This window comes from Kitasatospora sp. NPDC051170 (assembly GCF_044455705.1).
GTDB lineage: Bacteria > Actinomycetota > Actinomycetes > Streptomycetales > Streptomycetaceae > Kitasatospora.
Genome location: NZ_JBITFA010000013.1, coordinates 135,564 through 154,040, shown reverse-complemented (window position 1 = coordinate 154,040; position 18,477 = coordinate 135,564). Strand labels below are relative to the sequence as shown.

At 74.6% G+C, this 18,477-nt stretch carries 17 protein-coding genes and 1 pseudogene; 8 read left to right on the top strand and 10 right to left on the bottom strand.

Going from position 1 to position 18,477, the window contains the following annotated elements:
- Positions 1 to 8: 8 nt before the first annotated feature.
- Positions 9 to 1,013 carry an ABC transporter substrate-binding protein gene (locus ACIBCA_RS26070; protein WP_396285417.1) on the bottom strand — a complete coding sequence of 335 codons (1,005 nt, stop codon included), beginning with the start codon at positions 1,011 to 1,013 and terminating at the stop codon, positions 9 to 11.
- A 162-nt stretch (positions 1,014 to 1,175) separates the two neighbouring features.
- Between ACIBCA_RS26070 and ACIBCA_RS26065 the strand changes: the two genes are divergently transcribed.
- Entirely contained in the window at positions 1,176 to 1,811 is a 636-nt protein-coding gene (locus tag ACIBCA_RS26065; RefSeq protein ID WP_396285416.1) for an HAD family hydrolase, read from the top strand.
- 4 nt (positions 1,812 to 1,815) lie between these two features.
- On the opposite strand, the gene ACIBCA_RS26060 is transcribed toward ACIBCA_RS26065, so the two are convergent.
- The gene (locus ACIBCA_RS26060) at positions 1,816 to 2,061 is read right to left on the bottom strand and encodes a hypothetical protein (protein ID WP_396285415.1); all 246 of its coding nucleotides are present in this window, start codon (positions 2,059 to 2,061) and stop codon (positions 1,816 to 1,818) included.
- A 475-nt stretch (positions 2,062 to 2,536) separates the two neighbouring features.
- On the opposite strand from ACIBCA_RS26060, the gene ACIBCA_RS26055 reads away from it, so the two are divergent.
- The gene (locus tag ACIBCA_RS26055) at positions 2,537 to 2,920 is read left to right on the top strand and encodes a cold-shock protein (RefSeq protein WP_396285414.1); all 384 of its coding nucleotides are present in this window, start codon (positions 2,537 to 2,539) and stop codon (positions 2,918 to 2,920) included.
- Positions 2,921 to 3,017: 97 nt separating this feature from the next.
- On the opposite strand, the gene ACIBCA_RS26050 is transcribed toward ACIBCA_RS26055, so the two are convergent.
- The 4 genes from ACIBCA_RS26050 to ACIBCA_RS26035 all read right to left on the bottom strand — a co-directional run bounded on the left by ACIBCA_RS26050 (position 3,018) and on the right by ACIBCA_RS26035 (position 6,610).
- Positions 3,018 to 3,875 (bottom strand): 1,4-dihydroxy-6-naphthoate synthase, encoded by an 858-nt coding sequence (locus ACIBCA_RS26050; RefSeq protein ID WP_396285413.1) that lies wholly within the window; start codon positions 3,873 to 3,875, stop codon positions 3,018 to 3,020.
- Entirely contained in the window at positions 3,868 to 4,641 is a 774-nt protein-coding gene (locus ACIBCA_RS26045; protein ID WP_396285412.1) for a futalosine hydrolase, read from the bottom strand. Before ACIBCA_RS26045 ends, ACIBCA_RS26050 begins: the two co-directional genes overlap by 8 nt.
- Before the next feature lie 10 nt (positions 4,642 to 4,651).
- Entirely contained in the window at positions 4,652 to 5,182 is a 531-nt protein-coding gene (locus ACIBCA_RS26040) for a hypothetical protein (protein ID WP_396285411.1), read from the bottom strand.
- Between the two features lie 75 nt (positions 5,183 to 5,257).
- Positions 5,258 to 6,610 (bottom strand): MFS transporter, encoded by a 1,353-nt coding sequence (locus ACIBCA_RS26035; protein ID WP_396285532.1) that lies wholly within the window; start codon positions 6,608 to 6,610, stop codon positions 5,258 to 5,260.
- Between the two features lie 585 nt (positions 6,611 to 7,195).
- On the opposite strand from ACIBCA_RS26035, the gene ACIBCA_RS26030 reads away from it, so the two are divergent.
- Both ACIBCA_RS26030 and ACIBCA_RS26025 read left to right on the top strand, forming a co-directional pair.
- Positions 7,196 to 8,077: a DUF3027 domain-containing protein gene (locus ACIBCA_RS26030; RefSeq protein WP_396285531.1), complete on the top strand. Its 882-nt coding sequence runs from the start codon at positions 7,196 to 7,198 to the stop codon at positions 8,075 to 8,077.
- Positions 8,078 to 8,212: 135 nt separating this feature from the next.
- A complete protein-coding gene (locus ACIBCA_RS26025) occupies positions 8,213 to 11,515 on the top strand; it encodes a sacsin N-terminal ATP-binding-like domain-containing protein (protein WP_396285410.1) in 3,303 nt (1,100 codons plus the stop codon).
- On the opposite strand, the gene ACIBCA_RS26020 is transcribed toward ACIBCA_RS26025, so the two are convergent.
- Genes ACIBCA_RS26020 through ACIBCA_RS26010 form a run of 3 tightly spaced genes read right to left on the bottom strand, consistent with a single transcriptional unit; the run spans position 11,479 to position 14,576 of the window.
- The gene (locus ACIBCA_RS26020) at positions 11,479 to 11,712 is read right to left on the bottom strand and encodes a hypothetical protein (RefSeq protein WP_396285409.1); all 234 of its coding nucleotides are present in this window, start codon (positions 11,710 to 11,712) and stop codon (positions 11,479 to 11,481) included. The genes ACIBCA_RS26025 and ACIBCA_RS26020 overlap by 37 nt on opposite strands.
- 34 nt (positions 11,713 to 11,746) lie before the next feature.
- On the bottom strand, positions 11,747 to 14,200 hold the full coding sequence (locus ACIBCA_RS26015; protein WP_396285408.1) for an HAD-IC family P-type ATPase: 2,454 nt from the start codon (positions 14,198 to 14,200) through the stop codon (positions 11,747 to 11,749).
- Between the two features lie 52 nt (positions 14,201 to 14,252).
- A complete protein-coding gene (locus tag ACIBCA_RS26010; RefSeq protein ID WP_396285407.1) occupies positions 14,253 to 14,576 on the bottom strand; it encodes a DUF2530 domain-containing protein in 324 nt (107 codons plus the stop codon).
- Between the two features lie 183 nt (positions 14,577 to 14,759).
- On the opposite strand from ACIBCA_RS26010, the gene ACIBCA_RS26005 reads away from it, so the two are divergent.
- From ACIBCA_RS26005 to ACIBCA_RS25995, 3 genes and pseudogenes are all read left to right on the top strand, one after another.
- Positions 14,760 to 16,220 (top strand): NCS2 family permease, encoded by a 1,461-nt coding sequence (locus tag ACIBCA_RS26005; RefSeq protein ID WP_396285406.1) that lies wholly within the window; start codon positions 14,760 to 14,762, stop codon positions 16,218 to 16,220.
- 138 nt (positions 16,221 to 16,358) lie between these two features.
- Positions 16,359 to 16,577: a type II toxin-antitoxin system VapB family antitoxin gene (locus ACIBCA_RS26000; RefSeq protein ID WP_396285405.1), complete on the top strand. Its 219-nt coding sequence runs from the start codon at positions 16,359 to 16,361 to the stop codon at positions 16,575 to 16,577.
- Positions 16,578 to 16,636: 59 nt separating this feature from the next.
- A pseudogene (locus ACIBCA_RS25995) lies at positions 16,637 to 16,795 on the top strand (PIN domain-containing protein); the annotation flags it as partial.
- Between the two features lie 61 nt (positions 16,796 to 16,856).
- Here the strand turns inward: ACIBCA_RS25995 and ACIBCA_RS25990 are convergent.
- Positions 16,857 to 17,306 (bottom strand): VOC family protein, encoded by a 450-nt coding sequence (locus tag ACIBCA_RS25990; protein ID WP_396285404.1) that lies wholly within the window; start codon positions 17,304 to 17,306, stop codon positions 16,857 to 16,859.
- Positions 17,307 to 17,427: 121 nt separating this feature from the next.
- On the opposite strand from ACIBCA_RS25990, the gene ACIBCA_RS25985 reads away from it, so the two are divergent.
- Positions 17,428 to 18,351: a DUF4231 domain-containing protein gene (locus ACIBCA_RS25985; protein WP_396285403.1), complete on the top strand. Its 924-nt coding sequence runs from the start codon at positions 17,428 to 17,430 to the stop codon at positions 18,349 to 18,351.
- The last annotated feature ends 126 nt before the right edge of the window (positions 18,352 to 18,477 follow it).

The following is an 18,477-nucleotide window of genomic DNA, read 5'->3' as shown; positions in this document are numbered from 1 at the left end:
GCGGCACCTCAGGCCCCCAGGAAGCGCTGCAGCTCGTCCAGCATGAAGTTGGCGGCCGTGTAGCCGAGCCCCTGGAACCACAGCTGGTCGTCCACCGGGAACGCCCGGTGCGCCTTCACGGCCCCCAGCGCCTGCCACGCCGGGCCCGTCAGCACCGAGTCCACGCCCGCCCGCGCCCGGTCCCCGTACACGGAGTACAGCAGCAGGTCCCCGTCCGCCCGGCCGAGCTGGTCCGGCGGCAGTTCGACGTCGGACTGGTCGACGTTCTGCGCGTCCGGCCGTGCCACCCCCGCGTCGGCGAGGACGCTCCCCGGGAAGCTCTGCCGCCCGTACGCCCGCAGGCCGCCGCCCTCGACGAACCGCACCAGGCTGACCCGGTGACCCGACAGCTTCGCCGCGGACAGGACCTGCGCCACCTGGCCCGCGTGCTTCTGGTACGCGGCGACGAAGGCCGCCCCGGCCGCCTCCCGGCTCAGCGCCTGGGCGTGCAGCTGGAAGTTCGCCTTCCAGGGCGCCCCGGTGGTCTGGGTGAGCACGGTCGGGGCCAGCTCGCGCAGCTGGTCGTAGCGGTCGCCGTCGCGGGCCTGGTTGGAGAGGATCAGGTCCGGCCGCAGCGCCCGGACGGCGGCCAGGTCCGGCGCCCCGGCCGGGCCGACGAGACGGACGTCCGCGACCCGGGAGGCCGGCCAGTACGCGGGGAAGCCGGTGTCTCCGAGGGGCAGCGCGGCGCCGACCGGGGTGATCCCGAGCGTCAGCGCGGAGTCCAGGACGTCGGTGTCCAGCACGACCACCTTCTGCGGCGCCCCCGGCACCGACACCGGCCCGGTGGCGGCCGTCACCGTGACCGGCGGCGGGCTGGCGGCGCCGGGGCTGGCGGCACCGGGGCTGGCGGCGCCGGGCGTGCCCGTGCCGAGCCCGTCCGCGGTCGGGGTCGCCGGGCGGCCGGAGGCGCAGGCGGCGAGCCCGGCCGCGCCGAGACCGGTGAGCAGCGTACGGCGGGTGATCCGGTGCATCGGCGGTCCTCGGGCTGCCGGACGGTCTGGGGCGTGTCGATTATGTCCGGATCGGCGGTGCGATTCGCGTGAACCGTCCCGTTTCGGGCCCTCGGCCCGGTCGCCCGGACCGCCGGGGAAACCGCCTCCTCGCGGGCGGGGCCGGTTGGATAGCCTGGCCGCATGCCCGAGACCTCGACCGCCCCGTTCACCGTCGGCTTCGATCTTGACATGACGCTGCTGGACACCCGGCCGGGTATCCGCGCCACCTACCTGGCGCTCTCCGCCGAGACCGGCACCCCCATCGACGCCGACCTGGTGGTCACCCGCCTCGGCCCCCCGCTGCTCGACGAGATCCGCAACTGGTTCCCCGAGGACGAGGCCGAACGGGCCGCCGCCCGCTACCGCGAGCTGTACCGCGAGCACGCCTTCGCCCCGACCGTCCCCCTGCCCGGCGCCCTGGCCGCCGTCGAGGCCGTCCGCGGGCACGGCGGCCGGATCGCCGTCATCACCGGCAAGTACGAGCCGAACGCCCGGCTGCACCTGGAGCACGCGGGCATCGTCGCGGACGCCGTGATCGGCGACCTGTGGGCCGAGACCAAGGGCGTCGCCCTGCGCGAGCACGGCGCGAGCGTCTACGTCGGCGACCACCTCGGCGACATCGTGGGCGCCCGGCACGCCGGGGCCGTCGCCGTCGCGGTGGCCACCGGCCCGTACGGCGCGGAGGAGCTGCGCGAGGCGGGCGCGGACGTGGTGCTCGGTGACCTCACCGAGTTCCCGGCCTGGCTCGCCGGGCACCTCGCCCAGGTCGCGCCCTAGGAGCTCAGGACTCCTGCATCCGCCGGCGCTGGGCCCGGGCGTTGCGCAGCAGCCCGACCAGCGCGGCGAGGAAGCCCGCCGGCATCAGCATGCTCAGCCACCAGGCGACGCTGGGCAGCGGCGTCAGGTGCAGGAACAGCGGGACGAGCGTGGCCAGGGTGGCGAGCATGCCCAGGCCGAAGACGACCGTCCCGGCCTTGACGTACACGTCGCCGGGATCGGCGCTCCGGCTGCTCACGGCGCTGCTCACGACTGCTCGCTCCTCGGGAATCGCCTGGACGGTCGTCCCCAGTCTGGCAGAAGGGCTTCACCCGGACGCCCACGGGAGCGGGGCGGTCACGTTGCGCAGTTTCCCGGCAGCGATGCGTTTTGATCCCTGCTGGGCGGGGGTATGCACGGGTTGCCGAGGGGCGCAACCGGTGTGCCCCGTGTCCTCAGACCCGGGGGGTGTGTGCCGATGGACAGCGCTGAGCCGCGCCCCGGCCGTGCCAGTGCCGGGGCCGCACCCGAGAGATCCGCGCGTCCGTACCGCCCTCAACGGGCCCTGGGCCGCCGATCCCCCGTGGAACGCGGATGACACCGTGACGGACCGTTAGTCTGCTCCCGGCGGCGAGCCGGCCGTGAGCGCCACAGGGCGCCGAGCCGAGGTCGGCCGTAGTTCCCTCCACCCCGTGATCCCCGGCCCGGGCCGGGAATCCCTCACACCCATTCGAGGACTGTTCGAGATGCCCACCGGCCAGGTCAAGTGGTTCAACGAGACGAAGGGCTTCGGCTTCCTGTCGCGCGACGACGGGGAGGACGTCTTCGTCCACACCAAGGCGCTGCCCGCCGGAGTCACGTCGCTGAAGCCGGGCCAGCGCGTCGAGTTCGGCGTGGTGGCCGGGCACCGGGGGGACCAGGCGATGAGCGTGCAGCTGCTCGACGCGCTGCCCTCCGTCGCCGCCGCGCAGCGCCGCAGCGCGGACGACATGGCGCCGATCGTCCAGGACCTCATCACCACGCTGGACGCCGTCCTGCCGGGCCTCCAGCACGGGCGCTACCCGGCCAAGCCGACCGGCCAGAAGCTGGCCGGCCTGCTGCGCGCGGTGGCCGACCAGTTCGACGTCTGACGGTCCTGACGGTCCTGACGGTCCTGACGGTCCTGACGGTCCTGACGGTCCTGACGGCCTGGGTTCGGACAGGGCCTGAGGGATCAGCTCTCAGGGATCAGCCGGCGAACGCCAGCGCACCCGGGTCGAGCGGGGGCACCAGCCCCTCGGCGGCGGCCCGGGTGAGCAGCGCGCGGACGGCCTCGTAGCCCTCCTCACCCAGGTCCTCGGTGAACTCGGTGACGTACAGCCCGATGTGCTGGTCGGCGACGTCCGGGTCCATCTCCTGGGCGTGCGCCATCACGTACTCCCGGCTGGCCGACGGGTCCGCCCACGCCTGCCGGACGGAGGCGCGCACGGCGTCGGCGAGCGCGCCCAGCCGCTCGGCGCCCAGCGAGCGCCGGGCGACGATCGCGCCCAGCGGGATCGGCAGGCCCGTCTCCCGCTCCCACGCCTCGCCCATGTCGGCCAGGCTGTTCAGCCCGTAGCGCTGGTACGTGAAGCGGGCCTCGTGGATGACCAGGCCCGCGTCCACCCGGCCGTCCCGGACGGCGGGCATGATCTCGTGGAACGGCAGGACGACGATCTCGCCGAAGCCCCCCGGCACGGCCTTCGCGGCCCACAGCCGGAACAGCAGGTAGGCGGTGGAGCGCTCGGAGGGCACCGCCACGACCTTGCCCGCGAGGTCCTCGGGGCGCTCCGTGCCGGGGCGGGTGAGCACCAGCGGGCCGCAGCCGCGCCCCAGCGCGCCGCCGCAGGGCAGCAGCGCGTACTCGTCCAGGACCCAGGGCAGCGCCCCGTAGCTGATCTTGAGGACGTCCAGCTCGCCGCGCTCCGCCAGGCCGTTGGTGACGTCGATGTCGGCGAAGGTCACCTCGGGGGCGTCCGCGCCGGGCACCAGGCCGTGGGCCCAGGCGTGGAAGACGAAGGTGTCGTTGGGGCAGGGCGAGTACGCGATGCTCAGCCGTTCAGCCACGGCCGGCCTCCTCGGTCAGCTCGATCAGTGCGGGGACGGGCAGGGCGGCGAAGGCCCGCTCCAGCGCGGCCAGCGCCTCGCCGATGCGCCAGGCGGCGCGGTCGCGCGGGCCCACGGGGTTGGAGACCGTCCGCAGCTCCAGGGCGGGCAGGCCGTGCCGGGCGGCGGCCTCGGCCACGCCGAAGCCCTCCATCGCCTCGGCGGCGGCGCCCGGGTGGCGGGCGGCCAGCGCGGCGGCCCGCTCGGCGGTGCCGGTGACGGTGGAGACGGTCAGCACCGGGCCCAGCACGGGATCGCCCGGGGCTCCGGAAGCCAGGGCCTGCGCGGCCAGGGCGAGGACGGCCGGGGGAGGGGTGTGCCGGACGGTGCCGAAGCCCAGCTCGGTGACGTCGGCGAAGCCCTCGGGGGTCTCGGCGCCCAGGTCGGCCGCCACGATCGCGTCCGCCAGCACGGTGGCGCCGACGGGGGCGTGCGGGGCGAACCCGCCCGCGATGCCCGCCGAGACCACCAGGGCGTACGGGCGGGCGGCCAGCGCGGCGGAGGCTCCGGCGGCGGCGGCCGCGGGGCCGACCCCGGCCGCCAGCACGTCCACGGCGGCGCCGAGGCTGCGGTACAGCCCGCCGCCGGGCAGGGCCGGCTCCTCGGCCCCGCCGGGAAGGCCCCGCAGGACGGCCTGCGCCTCGGCCGGGACCGCGACGACGACGAGCAGCCGGGCCCGCCCGGGGTCCGACTGCTCGCGGTGCGTCTCAGGGGTCTGCACGGTCATCGCGGGACCGTCAGTCCTCCTTGGTGTTCAGCACGAAGTACCAGAGGGCGACCAGGTCCTTGCCGTTGGAGCTGCCCTCCTGGACGCTGACGATCGTCTTGCCGGAGCCGTTCAGCACGGAGGTCGCCGGCTGCAGGCCCGAGAAGGTGACCTTCTTGGCGTAGTTCATCAGCGGGAACTCGCCGCCGGCGCTCTCGGAACCGCCGTTGCTGGACGCCATCCAGCCCGTGTCGGAGACCGGGGGGGTGACGCCGACGCCGATGCGGTCGTTCAGCCGCACGTCCAGGGTCGGCAGGGTGTTGCCGGTGAAGGCCGCCTTGGCGTCCGCGTTGCACTTGCGCAGGTCCGCCTGCGACAGCGGCTGGCCGCCGTTGAAGCAGAACGGGTCGTGGACCGACGAGTCGCGGCCGATCGTCATCGTGACGCGGTGGTCGCTGTGCGCCGTCTGGTCGGAGGCGAAGGCGACGGACCCGCCGACCGTGGCGGCGCCGACCACGACGACGGCGCCGAGGGCGGCGAGGAGGCGGGAATCGAGGCTCATGGGATCAGAATCTACCGGGCCCGGCCGATCACGCTACGCGGGGGTCGGACACCGCGTGTTGCCCTTCCCCGGCGCTCAGGCCACCCGGGGCGCGGCGGGGCGCCGGCGCACGCCCGTGCGCAGCAGCGAGCGAAGCGTCCACAGCAGCACCAGCGCGACCACCGAGGCGGCCACCGACAGGCCCAGCACGCCGTCCAGCGGCAGCAGGATGCCCACCGCGCCGCCCGCCACCCAGGACAGCTGCATCAGCGTCTCCGAACGGGCGAACGCCGAGGTGCGCACCACCTCCGGGACGTCCCGCTGGATCAGGGCGTCCAGCGCCAGCTTGCCCAGCGAGGCCGCCATCCCGGCCGTGCCCGCCACCAGGGGCACCGTCACCACGCCGTACCAGAGCGCCGTCGCGACCGTCACGCACGTCGCCACCAGCAGCATCACGGTGACCGTCGCCTCCGGGCCCCGGGTGCGCAGCCACGAGCCCAGCACCGAGCCCAGCGCGTTGCCCATCCCCGCCGCCAGCGCCACCAGGCCCAGCGCCAGCGTCGGGCGCAGCCCGCCGATCGGGTCGGTGCGCAGCAGGAACGCCAGGAACATCACCAGGAAGCCGACCAGCCACTTCATCGCCGCCATCGCCCGCAGCGCCAGCACCACCGAGGGGCCGACCGCGCGCAGCGACGCCTTCACCGGCTCGGTGCGGTGGGGGAGCAGGTGCGGGCCCTCGCCGTGCACCTCGGCGTGCAGGACGGCCCGCTGCTCGCCCTTGGCCGAGTCGACCTCGTGCGGCAGGTGGAAGGCCATCAGGGTGCCGATCACGAACACCAGGAACGCGCCGCGCAGCGGCCAGCCCGGCCCGATCAGGTGCAGCAGCCCGCCGACCCCGGCCGCCACGCCGGTGGCCAGCAGCCCGGCCAGGGTCACCCGGGAGTTGGCCTTCACCAGGGACAGCCGGCTCGGCAGCAGCCGGGGCACCACCACGCTGCGCACCACCCCGTACGCCTTGGACGCCACCAGCACGCCCAGGGCCTCCGGGTACAGCGCCAGGCCGCCGCCGGTGATCACCCCGGCCATCGTCCAGGCGAGGACGGCGCGGGCGAGCATCGACATCGCCATGGCGGCCCGGCGGCCGTGGGGGAGCCGGTCCAGCAGCGGGCCGATCACCGGGGCCAGCAGGGCGAAGGGGGCCATGGTGATCAGCAGGTAGAGGGCGACGCGGCCGCGGGCCTCGCCGGTGGGGACGGAGAAGAAGATCGTCGAGGCGAGGGCGATGGTGATCAGCATGTCGCCGAAGGAGTTCAGGGCGTGCAGCTCGATCAGCTTCGCGAGGCCGGACTCGCCCGCGCCCTCGGCGGAGGTGGCGCGGCGGATGCGGCGCCCGGTGCCGTGGACCACCCGGCCGGTGCGGGCGCCGGCGGCGGAGGCGGTGCGGATCAGGAAGTGGCGGAGGGGCTCCTCGCCGTGCTCCGGGTGCTCGTCCTCGGGGCGCTCGCCCTCCGCGTGCTCGTCCTCCGCGTGGTCGTCCTCGGGGGGCTCCTGAGGCCCGTGTTTCGTGAGGTCGACGGGCTCCGCGGGCGCCGTGGGCGTCGCGGTTCCGTCCTCCGGCTGCGGTTCGCCCGCTGAGAGGACCGGGCCCTGCGGTCGCGGCACGGCGTCCGCCTCGCCGGGGCCGCCGGCCCGGGAGGCGCGCAGTGCGTGCTGCGACGGGTTTTCGTCCGCCACAAGCCCATCCTGCCCCAGAATCACCCTGGTGACGCGGGATCGAGGCCCCCTCGGCGCGGCTGCCGGAGCGCCCGCGTACGCCCCGGACTGTGCCCGGGCGCCGACCGGCGGGTAGCCTGCCCAAGGTCCGCCCCCGTCGGGCGTCGGGGGCCCGGCCGGTCCGAGCGAGCGGCGCGGCCGGTACCGCGGCGGGCTCGGGTCACGCAGAATGGACCAGGGACCAACCAGCCGCGACGGAACAGGCAAACACGCCGTGGGCGACAGAAGAACTGGGAGAGAATCGACGCCGTGAGTGCTGCGATGCGAAGCCGTACCCCCGACCGGCTCTGTGCCGAGGCCGTCGAACTCGCCCGCCAGGCAGCCGAGGAGGCCGTCGGAGCCGAGGCCGTCGGCGAACATCTCGGTGTCCAGGCGGACGCCGACCGCGTCGTCACCCACACCTTCGAGTGCCTGGACGCGGCCTACCGCGGCTGGCACTGGGCGGTCACCGTCGCCCGCGCCCCGCGCGCCAAGAACATCACCCTCGACGAGGTCGTGCTGCTGCCGGGCGACGACGCCGTCCTCGCCCCCGAGTGGGTGCCGTGGAGCGAGCGGCTGCGCCCGGGCGACATGGGCCCCGGCGACCTGCTGCCCACCGGTGCGGACGACGAGCGCCTCGAGCCCGGCTGGACCGGCGAGGACGAGCCGGCGCCGAACTCGGTGGTCGCGCTGGTGGCCGAGGAGGATGTGGTGGTCACCGACCCGCACGTCCAGCCCGCCCCCGCCCGCGCCCGGATCAACGCCGTCGCCGAGGAGCTCGGCCTGGGCCGCAGCCGGGTGCTCTCCCGCCTGGGCCTGCACCTGGCCGCCGAGCGCTGGGAGAAGACCCACGGCCCGCAGACGCCGATGGCGCAGGCCGCGCCCGCGTCCTGCGGCAGCTGCGGCTTCCTGGTCCCGATCGGCGGCTCGCTCGGCCAGGCATTCGGCGTGTGCGGCAACGAGTTCGGCCCGGCCGACGGGCAGATCGTCTCCTTCGCGTACGGCTGCGGCGGGCACTCCGAGGCCGCCGTCATCCCGGCCCCGCCGGCGCCGTCCGAGCTGATCCTCGACGAGCTGGTCGTCGAGCCGCTGCAGCTCCACCCCGACCGCACCTCCGGCTCCGTCGAGCCGGACGCCCCGGCCGAGGAGCTCGGCCACTCCTGAGTCACCCGCCGCGGCCCGTCCCACCGGCTCGGTGGGGCGGGCCGCGGCGTTCCGGGAGGCGTGTGGTCGGGAGCAGTCGGTGGGGCAGGGAAGAATGCCCTACGACGTACAGGGCGGCGGAAGGCGGCAGGTCCCGTGGAACCTCGGATCATCGGCAGCAGCACGGACGAGCACCTCGCGGACCCGTTCGGGACGGCCGCGTTGCGCCGGCGCGTGCTGGACGCCTGGGCCGCCTCCCCGGCCCGGTTCCGGGAGGACGCCAACGCCGAGGAGGAACTGGCGCTCGGCGGCTACCGCGACCGCCTGGTCGTCGAGTTGGCGCAGAACGCGGCCGACGCGGCCCTGCGCGCCGGGCACGGCCCCGGGCGGCTGCGGCTGACCCTCGCCGACGGCGTGCTCGCCGCCGCCAACACCGGCGCCCCGCTGGACGCCGCCGCCGTCGAGTCCCTCTCCACCCTGCGCGCCTCCTCCAAGCGCGGCGAGACCCCCACCGTGGGCCGCTTCGGCGTGGGCTTCGCCGCCGTCCTCGCCGTCACCGACGAGCCCGCCGTGCTCGGCTCCGCCGGCGGGGTGCGCTGGTCGCTCGGCGAGGCCCTGTCCCTGGCCGAGGCGCAGCCCGCGCTGGCCGACGAGCTGCGCCGCCGCGACGGCCACGTGCCGCTGCTGCGGCTGCCCTTCGCCGCCGAGGGCCCGGCGCCCGAGGGCTACGACACCGTCGTGGTGCTGCCGCTGCGCGACGCCGCCGCCGAGGACCTGACGCGCCGCCTGCTGGACGGCATCGACGACGCCCTGCTGCTCACCCTGCCCGGCCTCGCCGAGGTCGTGGTGGAGACCGCCGAGGGCACCCGCACCCTCACCCGGGCCGCCGCCGAGCCCCGCCCGGACGGCGTCACCGAGGTGACCGTCACCGTCACCGACCTGCCGGGCCTGCCCGGGCGCCGCACCCTGTGGCAGACCGCCGGCGCCTCCGGCACCCTGGACGCCGCCCTGCTCGCCGACCGCCCCACCGAGGAGCGCGCCCGCCCGTACTGGACCGTCACCTGGGCGGTGCCGGTGCGCGAGGACGGCAGCCCGATGGAGCCCGGCATCGCGCCGGTGCTGCACGCGCCCACCCCCAGCGACGAGCCGATCGGCCTGCCCGCGCTGCTCATCGCCTCGTACCCGCTGGACTCCACCCGCCGGCACGTCGCCCCCGGGCCGCTGACCGACTTCCTCACCGAGCGCGCCGCCGACGGCTACGCCGACCTGCTGCGCGCCCGGGGCGCCGACCTCGGCTCGCTCGGCCTGGTGCCGGGCCCGCTCGGGCAGGGCGCGCTGGACAACGCGCTGCGCGCCGCGATCCTGGGCCGGCTGCCCGGCACGCCGTTCCTGCCGCACCCGGCGCTCGTCGAGCAGGGCACGCCCGCGCTGCGGCCGCAGGACGCGACGCTGCTGGAGGGCGCGGACGGCTCGGTGGTGGAGGCGCTGGCGCCGATCTTCCCCGGGCTGCTGCCCGCCGGCCTGGAGCGCCGCACCGAACTGCGGGTGCTGAACGTGCGCCGGGTGCCGCTGGCCGAGGTGGTCGACCAGCTCGGCGGCCTGGACCGCGAGCCCGCCTGGTGGCGCAACCTGTACGCGGCCCTCGGCGGGGCCGACCCGGAGGCGCTGGGCGCGCTGCCCGTCCCGCTCGCCGACGGGCGCACCGTCACCGGGCCGCGCCGCGTCCTGCTGCCCTCCGAGGACGCCGACTGGGCGGCCTTCCCCGGGTACCCCGAGTCCCTGGCCGACGCGCTCGCCGCCCTGGACCTGCGCCTGGCCCACCCGGAGGCTTCGCACCCGCTGCTGGCCAAGCTCGGCGCCGGCACCGCCACCCCCGCCGGGGTGCTGGACACCCCCGAGGTGCGCGCCGCCGTCGCCCGCTCCTACGAGCTGGCCGAGGACGACCTCGACGCGGCGCTCGAACTCGCCGACGCCGTCCTGGCGCTGGTCAAGGCCGCCGCCCCCGAGCCCGGGGCGCACCCCTGGCTGGCCCGCCTCGCCCTGCTGGACGACGAGGGCGAGCCCGCCCGCGCGGGCGAACTCCTGCTGCCCGGCACCCCGTTGGCGGCCGTCGCCCGCGAGGAGGACGCCGGCTGGGTGGACGACGACCTGCTGGAGCGCTGGGGCCCCGAGGTGCTCGCGGCGGCCGGGGTGCCCACCGACTTCGTGCTGGTGCGCGCCGAGGACGTCGTCCTCGACCCGGACGACCTGGAGCGCCTGGACCCGACGGCCCCCGCCGACCGCGCCGCCGGCGGCCACCCCACCGGGCTCATCGACGAGGCCCCCGACGGGCTCGCCGAATGGGCCGAGGACGTGCTGGAGGCCCTGGACGCCGACGAGGCGATCGGCGTGCCGCCCGTCGCCGCCGAACTCCTCGCCGTGCGCGACCTCGACCTGGTCGACGACGACGCCTGGCCCGAGGCACTGGCCGCCCTCGCCCGCCCGCCGTACCGGGAGGCCGTCGTCACCCCCGTGCGCACCCTGCTGCCGGACGGCACCTACGCCGACCTGCCGCCGTACACCGCCTGGTGGCTGCGCGACCACCCCGTGCTGGACGGCCGCGAGCCCGCCGGGCTGCGCGCCGCCGGGGCGGACCCGCTGCTGCGCGGGCTGTACGAGGAGGCGCGCACCGGCCTGGACGAGCAGTTCCTGCACGCCCTCGGGGTGCGCACCACGCTGGCCGCGCTGCTCGCCGAACCGCACGGGCCCGACGAGGTGCTGGACCGGATGACGGACCCGGAGGCCGAGGTCGGGCACCGGCAACTGCACGGGCTGCACAGCGCGTTGGCCCGGGTGGAGCGGGAGCGCATCGAACCGCTGGACGTGGTGCGGGCGTTGGCGCCGCTGGACCCGGCGACGGGGCGCCGCCCCGACCGTACGGTGGTCGTCGATGCCACCGAGGCCGTGGTCGCGGACGCGCCGGACCTCGTCGAACTCCTGCACGACCACCCGGTGTTGCCCGTCGCCCCGGCACTGGCCGCCGACCTCGCCGAGCGGCTGCACGTGTCGCTGGCCAGCGAGGTGGCCGGCGGGCGGGTGCTCTCCGAGGGCGTGCTGCACCGCGTCCCGGCCGTGGTGCGGGAGCTGCTGCCCGGCTGCCCCGTCGCGTACGAGGAGCACGAGGAGCTGCTGGTGGTGGGGCCGGACGGCGGCGAGGCGGCCGTCGACTGGCGCTGGGACCCGGCCGCCGGGGCTCCGGAGCCGCCGTACGACCCCGAGCTGGCCGAAGCCGAGGACGAGGACGACGAGTTCGAGGTGCCGCCGGTGCCCGGTCTGCTGCACGCCGCCACCCCGGAGGGCCTGGCGGCCGGGCTGGCCTGGTCGGTGGGCCAGTGGCACCGCCGCTTCGAGGTGCTGGCGGCGCTCAGCGAGCCGGACCGGGCCTACGAGTTGTCCGCCGCCCGGGACTTCGAGGGCTGACGCCTGAGCCGCAGGTAGACGGTGGTGGTGACGGTCAGCCAGACGGCTCCGAGCGTCACCGCCGCCGCCGCCTTCACCTCGGGCGCGGGCCCGTTCGTCAGGCCGAGCCCCACCATCGCCAGGGCCGTGACTCCGGCCGCGAGCACTCCACCGAGGAAGGCGACGAACGCCTCCAGGTCCCCACCTTTGCGTGCCATGGGGTCATGCTAAGCCGGTCGGTTCGAGCAAGGCTCATTCCATGCCGCGGCGCTTCATCCAGCCCCAGGTGATCTCCAGGGCGACGCCGCAGACGCCCGCGATGGCGACGCCGATCCACGGGTCTCGCCAGCCGACCAGGCGCAGCTGGAAGAAGTCGGCGAAGGCCGGGACCACCAGCACCAGGGCGAAGGCGCCGCCCATGGCGCCGATCAGCAGCAGCCGCCACCAGCTGTACGGGCGGGCGATGATGGCGAGCACCCAGATGGCGATCAGGAACAGCGTCAGGGTGGCCACGCTGGTGTCGGCCTTGAGGTCCGTCGCGTGGTCGGCGCGGGCCAGGGCGTAGGCGACGAAGGTGCCCGTCCCGGCGATCGCGCCGCCGGGGACGGCCAGGCGCAGCACCCGCTTCACGAAGCCCGTGCGGGCCCGCTCGTTGTTCGGGGCGAGGGCGAGGAAGAAGGCCGGCACGCCGATGGTGAGGGTGGAGAGCACCGTGGAGTGGCGGGGCAGGAACGGGTACGGCGAGTGGGTGAAGATCACCAGCAGTGCCAGCAGCACCGAGTAGACCGTCTTCACCAGGAACAGCGAGGCGACCCGTTCGATGTTGCCGATCACCCGGCGGCCCTCGGCGACCACCGAGGGCAGGGTGGCGAAGGAGTCGTCGAGCAGCACGATCTGGGCGACGGCCTTGGTGGCGTCCGAGCCGGTGCCCATGGCCACGCCGATGTCGGCGTCCTTGAGGGCGAGCACGTCGTTGACGCCGTCGCCGGTCATCGCCACGGTGTGGCCGCGCGACTGGAGCGCCCCGACGAGCTCGCGCTTCTGCTGCGGGGTGACGCGGCCGAAGACGCTGGTGCGCTCGGCGGTGTCGGCCAGCGCCCCGGGCTCGGAGGGCAGGGTGCGGGCGTCCAGCGGGTGGTCGGCGCCGGGCAGGCCGAGGTGGGCGGCGACGGCGCCGACCGAGACGGCCGCGTCGCCGGAGATCACCTTCGCCCGGACCTGCTGCCCCTCGAAGTAGCGCAGGGTCTCGGCGGCGTCCGAGCGCAGCCGCTGCTGGAGCACGACAAGGGCGAGCGGGGCGAGACCGGCCGCCGGGTCGGGGGAGTCCAGGGGCACGGGGGTGCGGCCCAGCAGCAGCACCCGCAGGCCCTGGGCGCCCAGCTCGTCGACCTCGGCGAGCGCCGGGTGCCCGGCGGGCAGCAGCACGTCGGGGGCGCCGAGCAGCCAGCTGGCCTCGCCGCCCTGCGGCTCCAGCAGCTGCACGCCGCTCCACTTGCGGGCGGAGGAGAAGGGCATGGCCTCGATGACGCGCCAGCCGTCGCCGCCCGGCGCGTCGTCGCCGCGCCCGTACCGGTCGATCACGGCCTGCATGGACGGGTTGGGGCGGGCGTCGGCGCCGGCCATCACGGCGAGGGCGTGCTTGACGGTGTCCTTCTCGACGGGGGGCGCCCCGCCGTCGGAGATGATCCGCAGGTCGATCACGTCCATGCCGCCCTCGGTGAGGGTGCCGGTCTTGTCCAGGCAGACGGTGTCCACCCGGGCCAGGCCCTCGATCGCCGGGAGCTCCTGCACCAGGCACTGCTTGCGGCCCAGCCGGATGACGCCGATCGCGAAGGCGACGGAGGTCAGCAGCACCAGGCCCTCGGGGACCATCGGGACGATGCCCGCCACCATGCGGCGCACCGCCTCGCGCCAGTCGCGGCCCTCGACGGCGAGCTGGCTGATGATCAGGCCGAGGGCGGTGGGGATCAGCAGGTAGGTGATGAAGCGCAGGATGCTGTCGATGCCGCTGCGCAGCTCCGACTTCACCAGGGTGAACTTGCTGGCCTCCTCGGCCAGTTGGGCGGCGTACGCCTCGCGGCCGACCCTGGTGGCGGTGAACGCGCCCGCGCCGGCGACGACGAAGCTGCCGGACATCACCTGGTCGCCGGGGTGCTTGAGGACGGGGTCGGGCTCGCCGGTGAGCAGGGACTCGTCGATCTCCAGGCCGTCCGCCTCGGTGACGGCGCCGTCGACGATCACCTTGTCGCCGATGCCGAGCAGCACGGTGTCGTCGAGGACGATCTCGGAGACGGCGACCTGCTGGGCGGTGCCGTCGCGGCGGACCTGGGGCCGGGCCTCGCCGATCAGGGCCAGGCTGTCGAGGGTCTTCTTGGCGCGCAGCTCCTGGATGATGCCGATCGCGGTGTTGGCGACGATGACCAGGCCGAAGAGGCCGTCCTGGAGGGGGCCGACGACCAGGATGATCCCGAACATGATGCCGATGATGGCGTTGAAGCGGGTGAAGACGTTGGCCCGGACGATCTCCTTGGCGGAGCGGCTCGACCGTACGGGGACGTCGTTGACCTGGCCCTTCGCGACGCGCTCGGCCACCTCGGCGGCGGTGAGGCCGCCGCGCCGGCCGGGGAGCAGGCCGAGTGGGTGGGCGCCGTCCGGGCGGTTCGCGTCGTCCGGCTGCTCTTCCGCCGGGTGGGCAGGCTGCGTCATGGCACCGACTCTACGGGTGCCTTATGTCCGGTGCGTGCTACTAAAGGACTATTCAGTCCGACTGGGTGGCCGGATTCTGGCCGTTGTCCGCGATGCCTTCGGCTGCTTCCGTCGCTTCGGCGGCCGCGGCCGCTCCGGCGCGGTCGCGCTCGATCGCGGCGCGGCGGGCGCGGCAGTACCAGAGGCCGATCAGGCCCAGCAGGCCGCCGGAGAGGCAGATCCAGGGCCAGCTGCCGTGGTCGTGGTCGGAGAGCGTGCTCTGGAAGGGGACCAGCGCCAGGAAGGCGACGAACCACACCACCGTGCCGACGCCGACGATGGCGACGTCGTTGGCCTCCAACGGAGGGGGGGAGGGGTGCAGCGGCTTCTTGGGCATGGGGCCTAGCGTACGGTCTCCGTCGGCGGCCGCCGTGGTGAGGCGCAGGTGCCGGGGGCCGGGGGGCGCTCTACGCGCGAAGATAGCGCGTGTGCGATCGGGAAACCATACTTGAAGGTCCCGCCCTGGCCGCCGTCGCCCCGGGCGCTCCCCCTCCTCAGCTCCCCCACAGAGGACGCACGCATGCCTGTGGTCCAGCCGACCACCGAGTCGCCCGAACCCGCCTCCAGCGCCCCCCTGCCCCCGTCGGGCCCGCTGGACCGCTTCTTCCGGATCACCGAGCGCGGCTCCAGCCTGCCGCGCGAGATCCGGGGCGGCGTGGCCACCTTCTTCACCATGGCGTACATCCTGGTGCTGAACCCGATCATCCTGGCCAGCGCCACGGACATGACCGGGGCCCACCTCGACAGCGCCCAGCTCGTCACCGCCACCGCCCTCACCGCGGGTCTCACCACCCTGCTCATGGGCGTCATCGGCAACGTGCCGATCGGCCTGGCCGCCGGGCTCGGCGTCAACACCATCGTGGCGCTGCAGCTCGCGCCCAAGATGACCTGGCCCGACGCCATGGGCATGGTCGTGCTCGCCGGCTTCGCGATCATGCTGCTGGTCGCCACCGGCCTGCGCGAGCGCGTCATGAGCGCCGTGCCGCTGGGCCTGCGCAAGGCCATCGCCATCGGCATCGGCCTGTTCATCAGCCTCGTCGGCCTCGTCGACTCCGGCTTCGTCAGCCGCATCCCGGACGTCGCGCACACCACCGTCCCGCTGCAGCTCGGCGGCAACGGGCACCTGCTCGGCTGGCCCGTGCTGATCTTCGTCGTCGGCCTGCTGCTGACGCTGATCCTGCTGATCCGCAAGGTGCCGGGCGCGATCCTCATCAGCATCGCCGTCTCCACCGGGCTCGCCGTCGTCATCGACAAGCTGGCCGACGTCCCCGCCGCCAAGTGGGGCCTGACCGTCCCGGCCTGGCCCGGCAACCCCGTCGCCGCGCCCGACTTCGGGCTGGTCGGCAAGGTGAGCCTGTTCGGCGGCTTCGAGAAGGTCGGCGTCCTCACCGGCGTCCTGTTCGTCTTCACCGTCCTGATGAGCTGCTTCTTCGACGCGATGGGCACCATCCTCGGCGTCGCCGACGAGGCCCACCTGCTGGACGAGAAGGGCGACCTGCCGGGCATCAACAAGATCCTCATGGTCGACGGCATCGCCACCGCCGCGGGCGGCGCCACCTCCGCCTCCGCCAACACCTGCTTCGTCGAGTCCACCGCCGGCGTCGGCGAGGGCGCCCGCACGGGCTTCGCCTCCGTCGTCACGGGCCTGCTCTTCGTGGTGGCCCTCTTCCTCACCCCCCTCGCCACCATGGTCCCCGCCCAGGCCGCCACCCCGGCCCTGGTCACCGTCGGCTTCCTGATCCTCGCGGGCTCCATCAAGGACATCGACTGGGCCGACTTCACCATCGCGATCCCGGCCTTCCTGACCATCGCGATGATGCCCTTCACCTACAGCATCACCAACGGCATCGGCTTCGGCTTCATCGCCTTCTGCGTCCTGCGCCTCGCCGCCGGCCGCGGCCGCGAGGTCCCCGTCCCGATGTACGCCGTCGCCGGCGTCTTCGCCTTCTACTACCTGATGCCCGCCTTCGGCCTCCTCTGACGCCGTACGGCTGTGAAGCCCCGCCCTCCGCGACCGTCGCGGAGGGCGGGGCTTCGCTGTTGTGTGACGGTTGTTCGATACCGAGACCCGACGCCTGGCGGCATCATGGTCTGCACGTGAGCAAGGAGGATCCGACACATGGCCCGAACGGTTGCCGACCTCGACGGTGACCTCCTCGCGGAGGCACAGCCGATCTTCAGTACGACCACCAGGGCCGCGACCGCCGACGCGGCACTGCCGGAGTCTGTGAAGCTGGCCCGCCGGATGGAGTTCGCGGACGCCATTGCCAATGGGGAGTTCGAGCTCCTCGGCGAGTCGGCGGGCAGACCGCTGCGTGGAGCCGAGAGCGTTTCCTGATCGGCAGATCGGCCCTGGCGCGTTGGGACAGGCCCGCGATGCGGCAGGTGCCCTTCCGGGGTGATCACCGGGCCCTGCTGACGGCCGACATGCTGATCGCGGCCACCGCCGAGCGGCACGGAGTGACGGTGCTGCACTACGACGGCGACTACGACATGATCGCGGCCATCACCAGTCAGCCCACCCGCTGGGTGGCGCCTGCCGGGACGGCTGACTGAGTCTGCGAAGCCGCAGCCACGAAGGGTTCTCCCCGCATCCTGCGGGGAGAACCCTTCGGTGTCAGTGGAGGCAGAACTCGTTGCCCTCTGGATCTTGCATGACGGTCCAGGAGCCGCCGGGCTCGGCGACCTCGCGCTGGACGGTGGCGCCGGCGGCGAGGAGTCGGGCGAGGGTGGCGGGGCGGTCGGCGGGGGCGGGGTGGAGGTCGAGGTGGAGGCGGTTCTTGCCGGCCTTGGGCTCGGGGACGGCCTGGAAGAGGAGGCGGCGGCCGAGGCCCGTGTCGGAGACCGGGTCGAACGGGTCCTCGGGGTGGCGGACGGCGGCGAGGGTGCGCCAGCCGGGGCGGCCGTCGACCTCGGTGAGGGCGTCCTGGGTGACCGCGCCCGCGGAGAGGAGGCGGGCGATCAGGGCGCTGTGGTCCTCGACGGTGTATTCGAGGGCGCCGGCCCAGAAGGCGGCCTGGCGGTGCGGGTCGGCGCAGTCGATGACGAGTTTCCAGTGCAGGGGCATGGGACGTTCCTAGCGGAGGGGTGTGACACGGGCCGGAAATCAGGTGTCAAAAAGGCGCCCGTGTAGGTCAGTTGGTGGTGGGAATACTGGCTGGACGGGAGACGGGGAGGGGACTCGATCCATGGTGCGACAAGATCCGCCCGCCGGTGTGGAAGCGCAGTTGCTGCCGGATCTGTTCTGGACGGCGGACCGGGCCTCGCAGGACGGGCAGCGCGAGACGCTGCGCTGGTACCGCGGGCTGATCGTGATGCTGGTGCTCGCCGCCGTGATCGGGTCGTTCCCCGGCCCGGCCGAGGACGGCGACTTCGACGTGTGGCCGCTGTTCTCGGTGGGCGCGTTCCTCGTCGCCGGGTACTTCTGGTCCCGGCTGCGCACCAGCAACCCGCAGGGCCGCTGGTACGAGGCGCGGGCGGCGGCCGAGTCGGTGAAGACGCTGGCCTGGAAGTACACCGTGCGGGCCCGGCCCTTCGACGGCGCGGCGGAGTCCGCGGACGTGGACCACGGCTACCTGCTCCAGGTCGAGGACGTGCTGCGGGCCTTCGAGGACCCGGGGATCGTGCCGCCCGGCACCGTCGCCGAGATCACCGACGAGATGCGGCGCCAGCGGGCCACCAGCCTGACCTCCCGGCGCACCCTCTACCTGCGCACCCGGGTGGAGAGCCAGCGCACGTGGTACCGCTCCCGCGCGGACGCCTGCGACTCGCAGGCCGCCTCCTGGGGGCTCGGCATCGCCGCGCTGATCATCATCGGCGCGGCGGCGGCCGTCGCCCAGGCCACCGGCGCGCTCCCGGTGCACGTCTTCGGCGCCAGCTCGGCCGCGGCCGCCTCGATCATCGCCTGGACGCAGCTCAAGCAGCTGCGCCCGCTGGCCGCCGCGTACCAGCTGGCCGCCCGTGAGCTGGACAACGTCGGCAACCAGCTGTCCGACCTGGACGTGAAGGCGCCGGACGCCGAGGCGCGGTGGGCGCGGCTGGCCGCGGAGGCGGAGGACGCCGTCTCGCGCGAGCACACCACCTGGCGGGCACGGCGGGCGTTTCCCCGCTAGTCAACTCGGGGGAGGGAGTGGGGAGATACCGCGAAGCGGAGACGCTCCGGGTGCACAGGTGTGCGGGGTGCGTGAGGGGTGGGCGGGGAGACGCGGAACGTAATCGTTACGTGTCCATGCCCTGAT

Bases quoted from the DNA above. Each gene is read 5' to 3' on its own strand.
- ACIBCA_RS26015 (WP_396285408.1), bottom strand. From the start codon at position 14,200: ATGACGCAGCCTGCCCACCCGGCGGAAGAGCAGCCGGACGACGCGAAC.
- ACIBCA_RS26040 (WP_396285411.1), bottom strand. From the start codon at position 5,182: ATGAGCCTCGATTCCCGCCTCCTCGCCGCCCTCGGCGCCGTCGTCGTG.
- ACIBCA_RS26020 (WP_396285409.1), bottom strand. From the start codon at position 11,712: ATGGCACGCAAAGGTGGGGACCTGGAGGCGTTCGTCGCCTTCCTCGGT.
- ACIBCA_RS26045 (WP_396285412.1), bottom strand. From the start codon at position 4,641: ATGACCGTGCAGACCCCTGAGACGCACCGCGAGCAGTCGGACCCCGGG.
- ACIBCA_RS26065 (WP_396285416.1), top strand. From the start codon at position 1,176: ATGCCCGAGACCTCGACCGCCCCGTTCACCGTCGGCTTCGATCTTGAC.
- ACIBCA_RS26070 (WP_396285417.1), bottom strand. From the start codon at position 1,013: ATGCACCGGATCACCCGCCGTACGCTGCTCACCGGTCTCGGCGCGGCC.
- ACIBCA_RS25990 (WP_396285404.1), bottom strand. From the start codon at position 17,306: ATGCCCCTGCACTGGAAACTCGTCATCGACTGCGCCGACCCGCACCGC.
- ACIBCA_RS26010 (WP_396285407.1), bottom strand. From the start codon at position 14,576: ATGCCCAAGAAGCCGCTGCACCCCTCCCCCCCTCCGTTGGAGGCCAAC.
- ACIBCA_RS26055 (WP_396285414.1), top strand. From the start codon at position 2,537: ATGCCCACCGGCCAGGTCAAGTGGTTCAACGAGACGAAGGGCTTCGGC.
- ACIBCA_RS26030 (WP_396285531.1), top strand. From the start codon at position 7,196: ATGCGAAGCCGTACCCCCGACCGGCTCTGTGCCGAGGCCGTCGAACTC.
- ACIBCA_RS26000 (WP_396285405.1), top strand. From the start codon at position 16,359: ATGGCCCGAACGGTTGCCGACCTCGACGGTGACCTCCTCGCGGAGGCA.
- ACIBCA_RS25985 (WP_396285403.1), top strand. From the start codon at position 17,428: ATGGTGCGACAAGATCCGCCCGCCGGTGTGGAAGCGCAGTTGCTGCCG.
- ACIBCA_RS26005 (WP_396285406.1), top strand. From the start codon at position 14,760: ATGCCTGTGGTCCAGCCGACCACCGAGTCGCCCGAACCCGCCTCCAGC.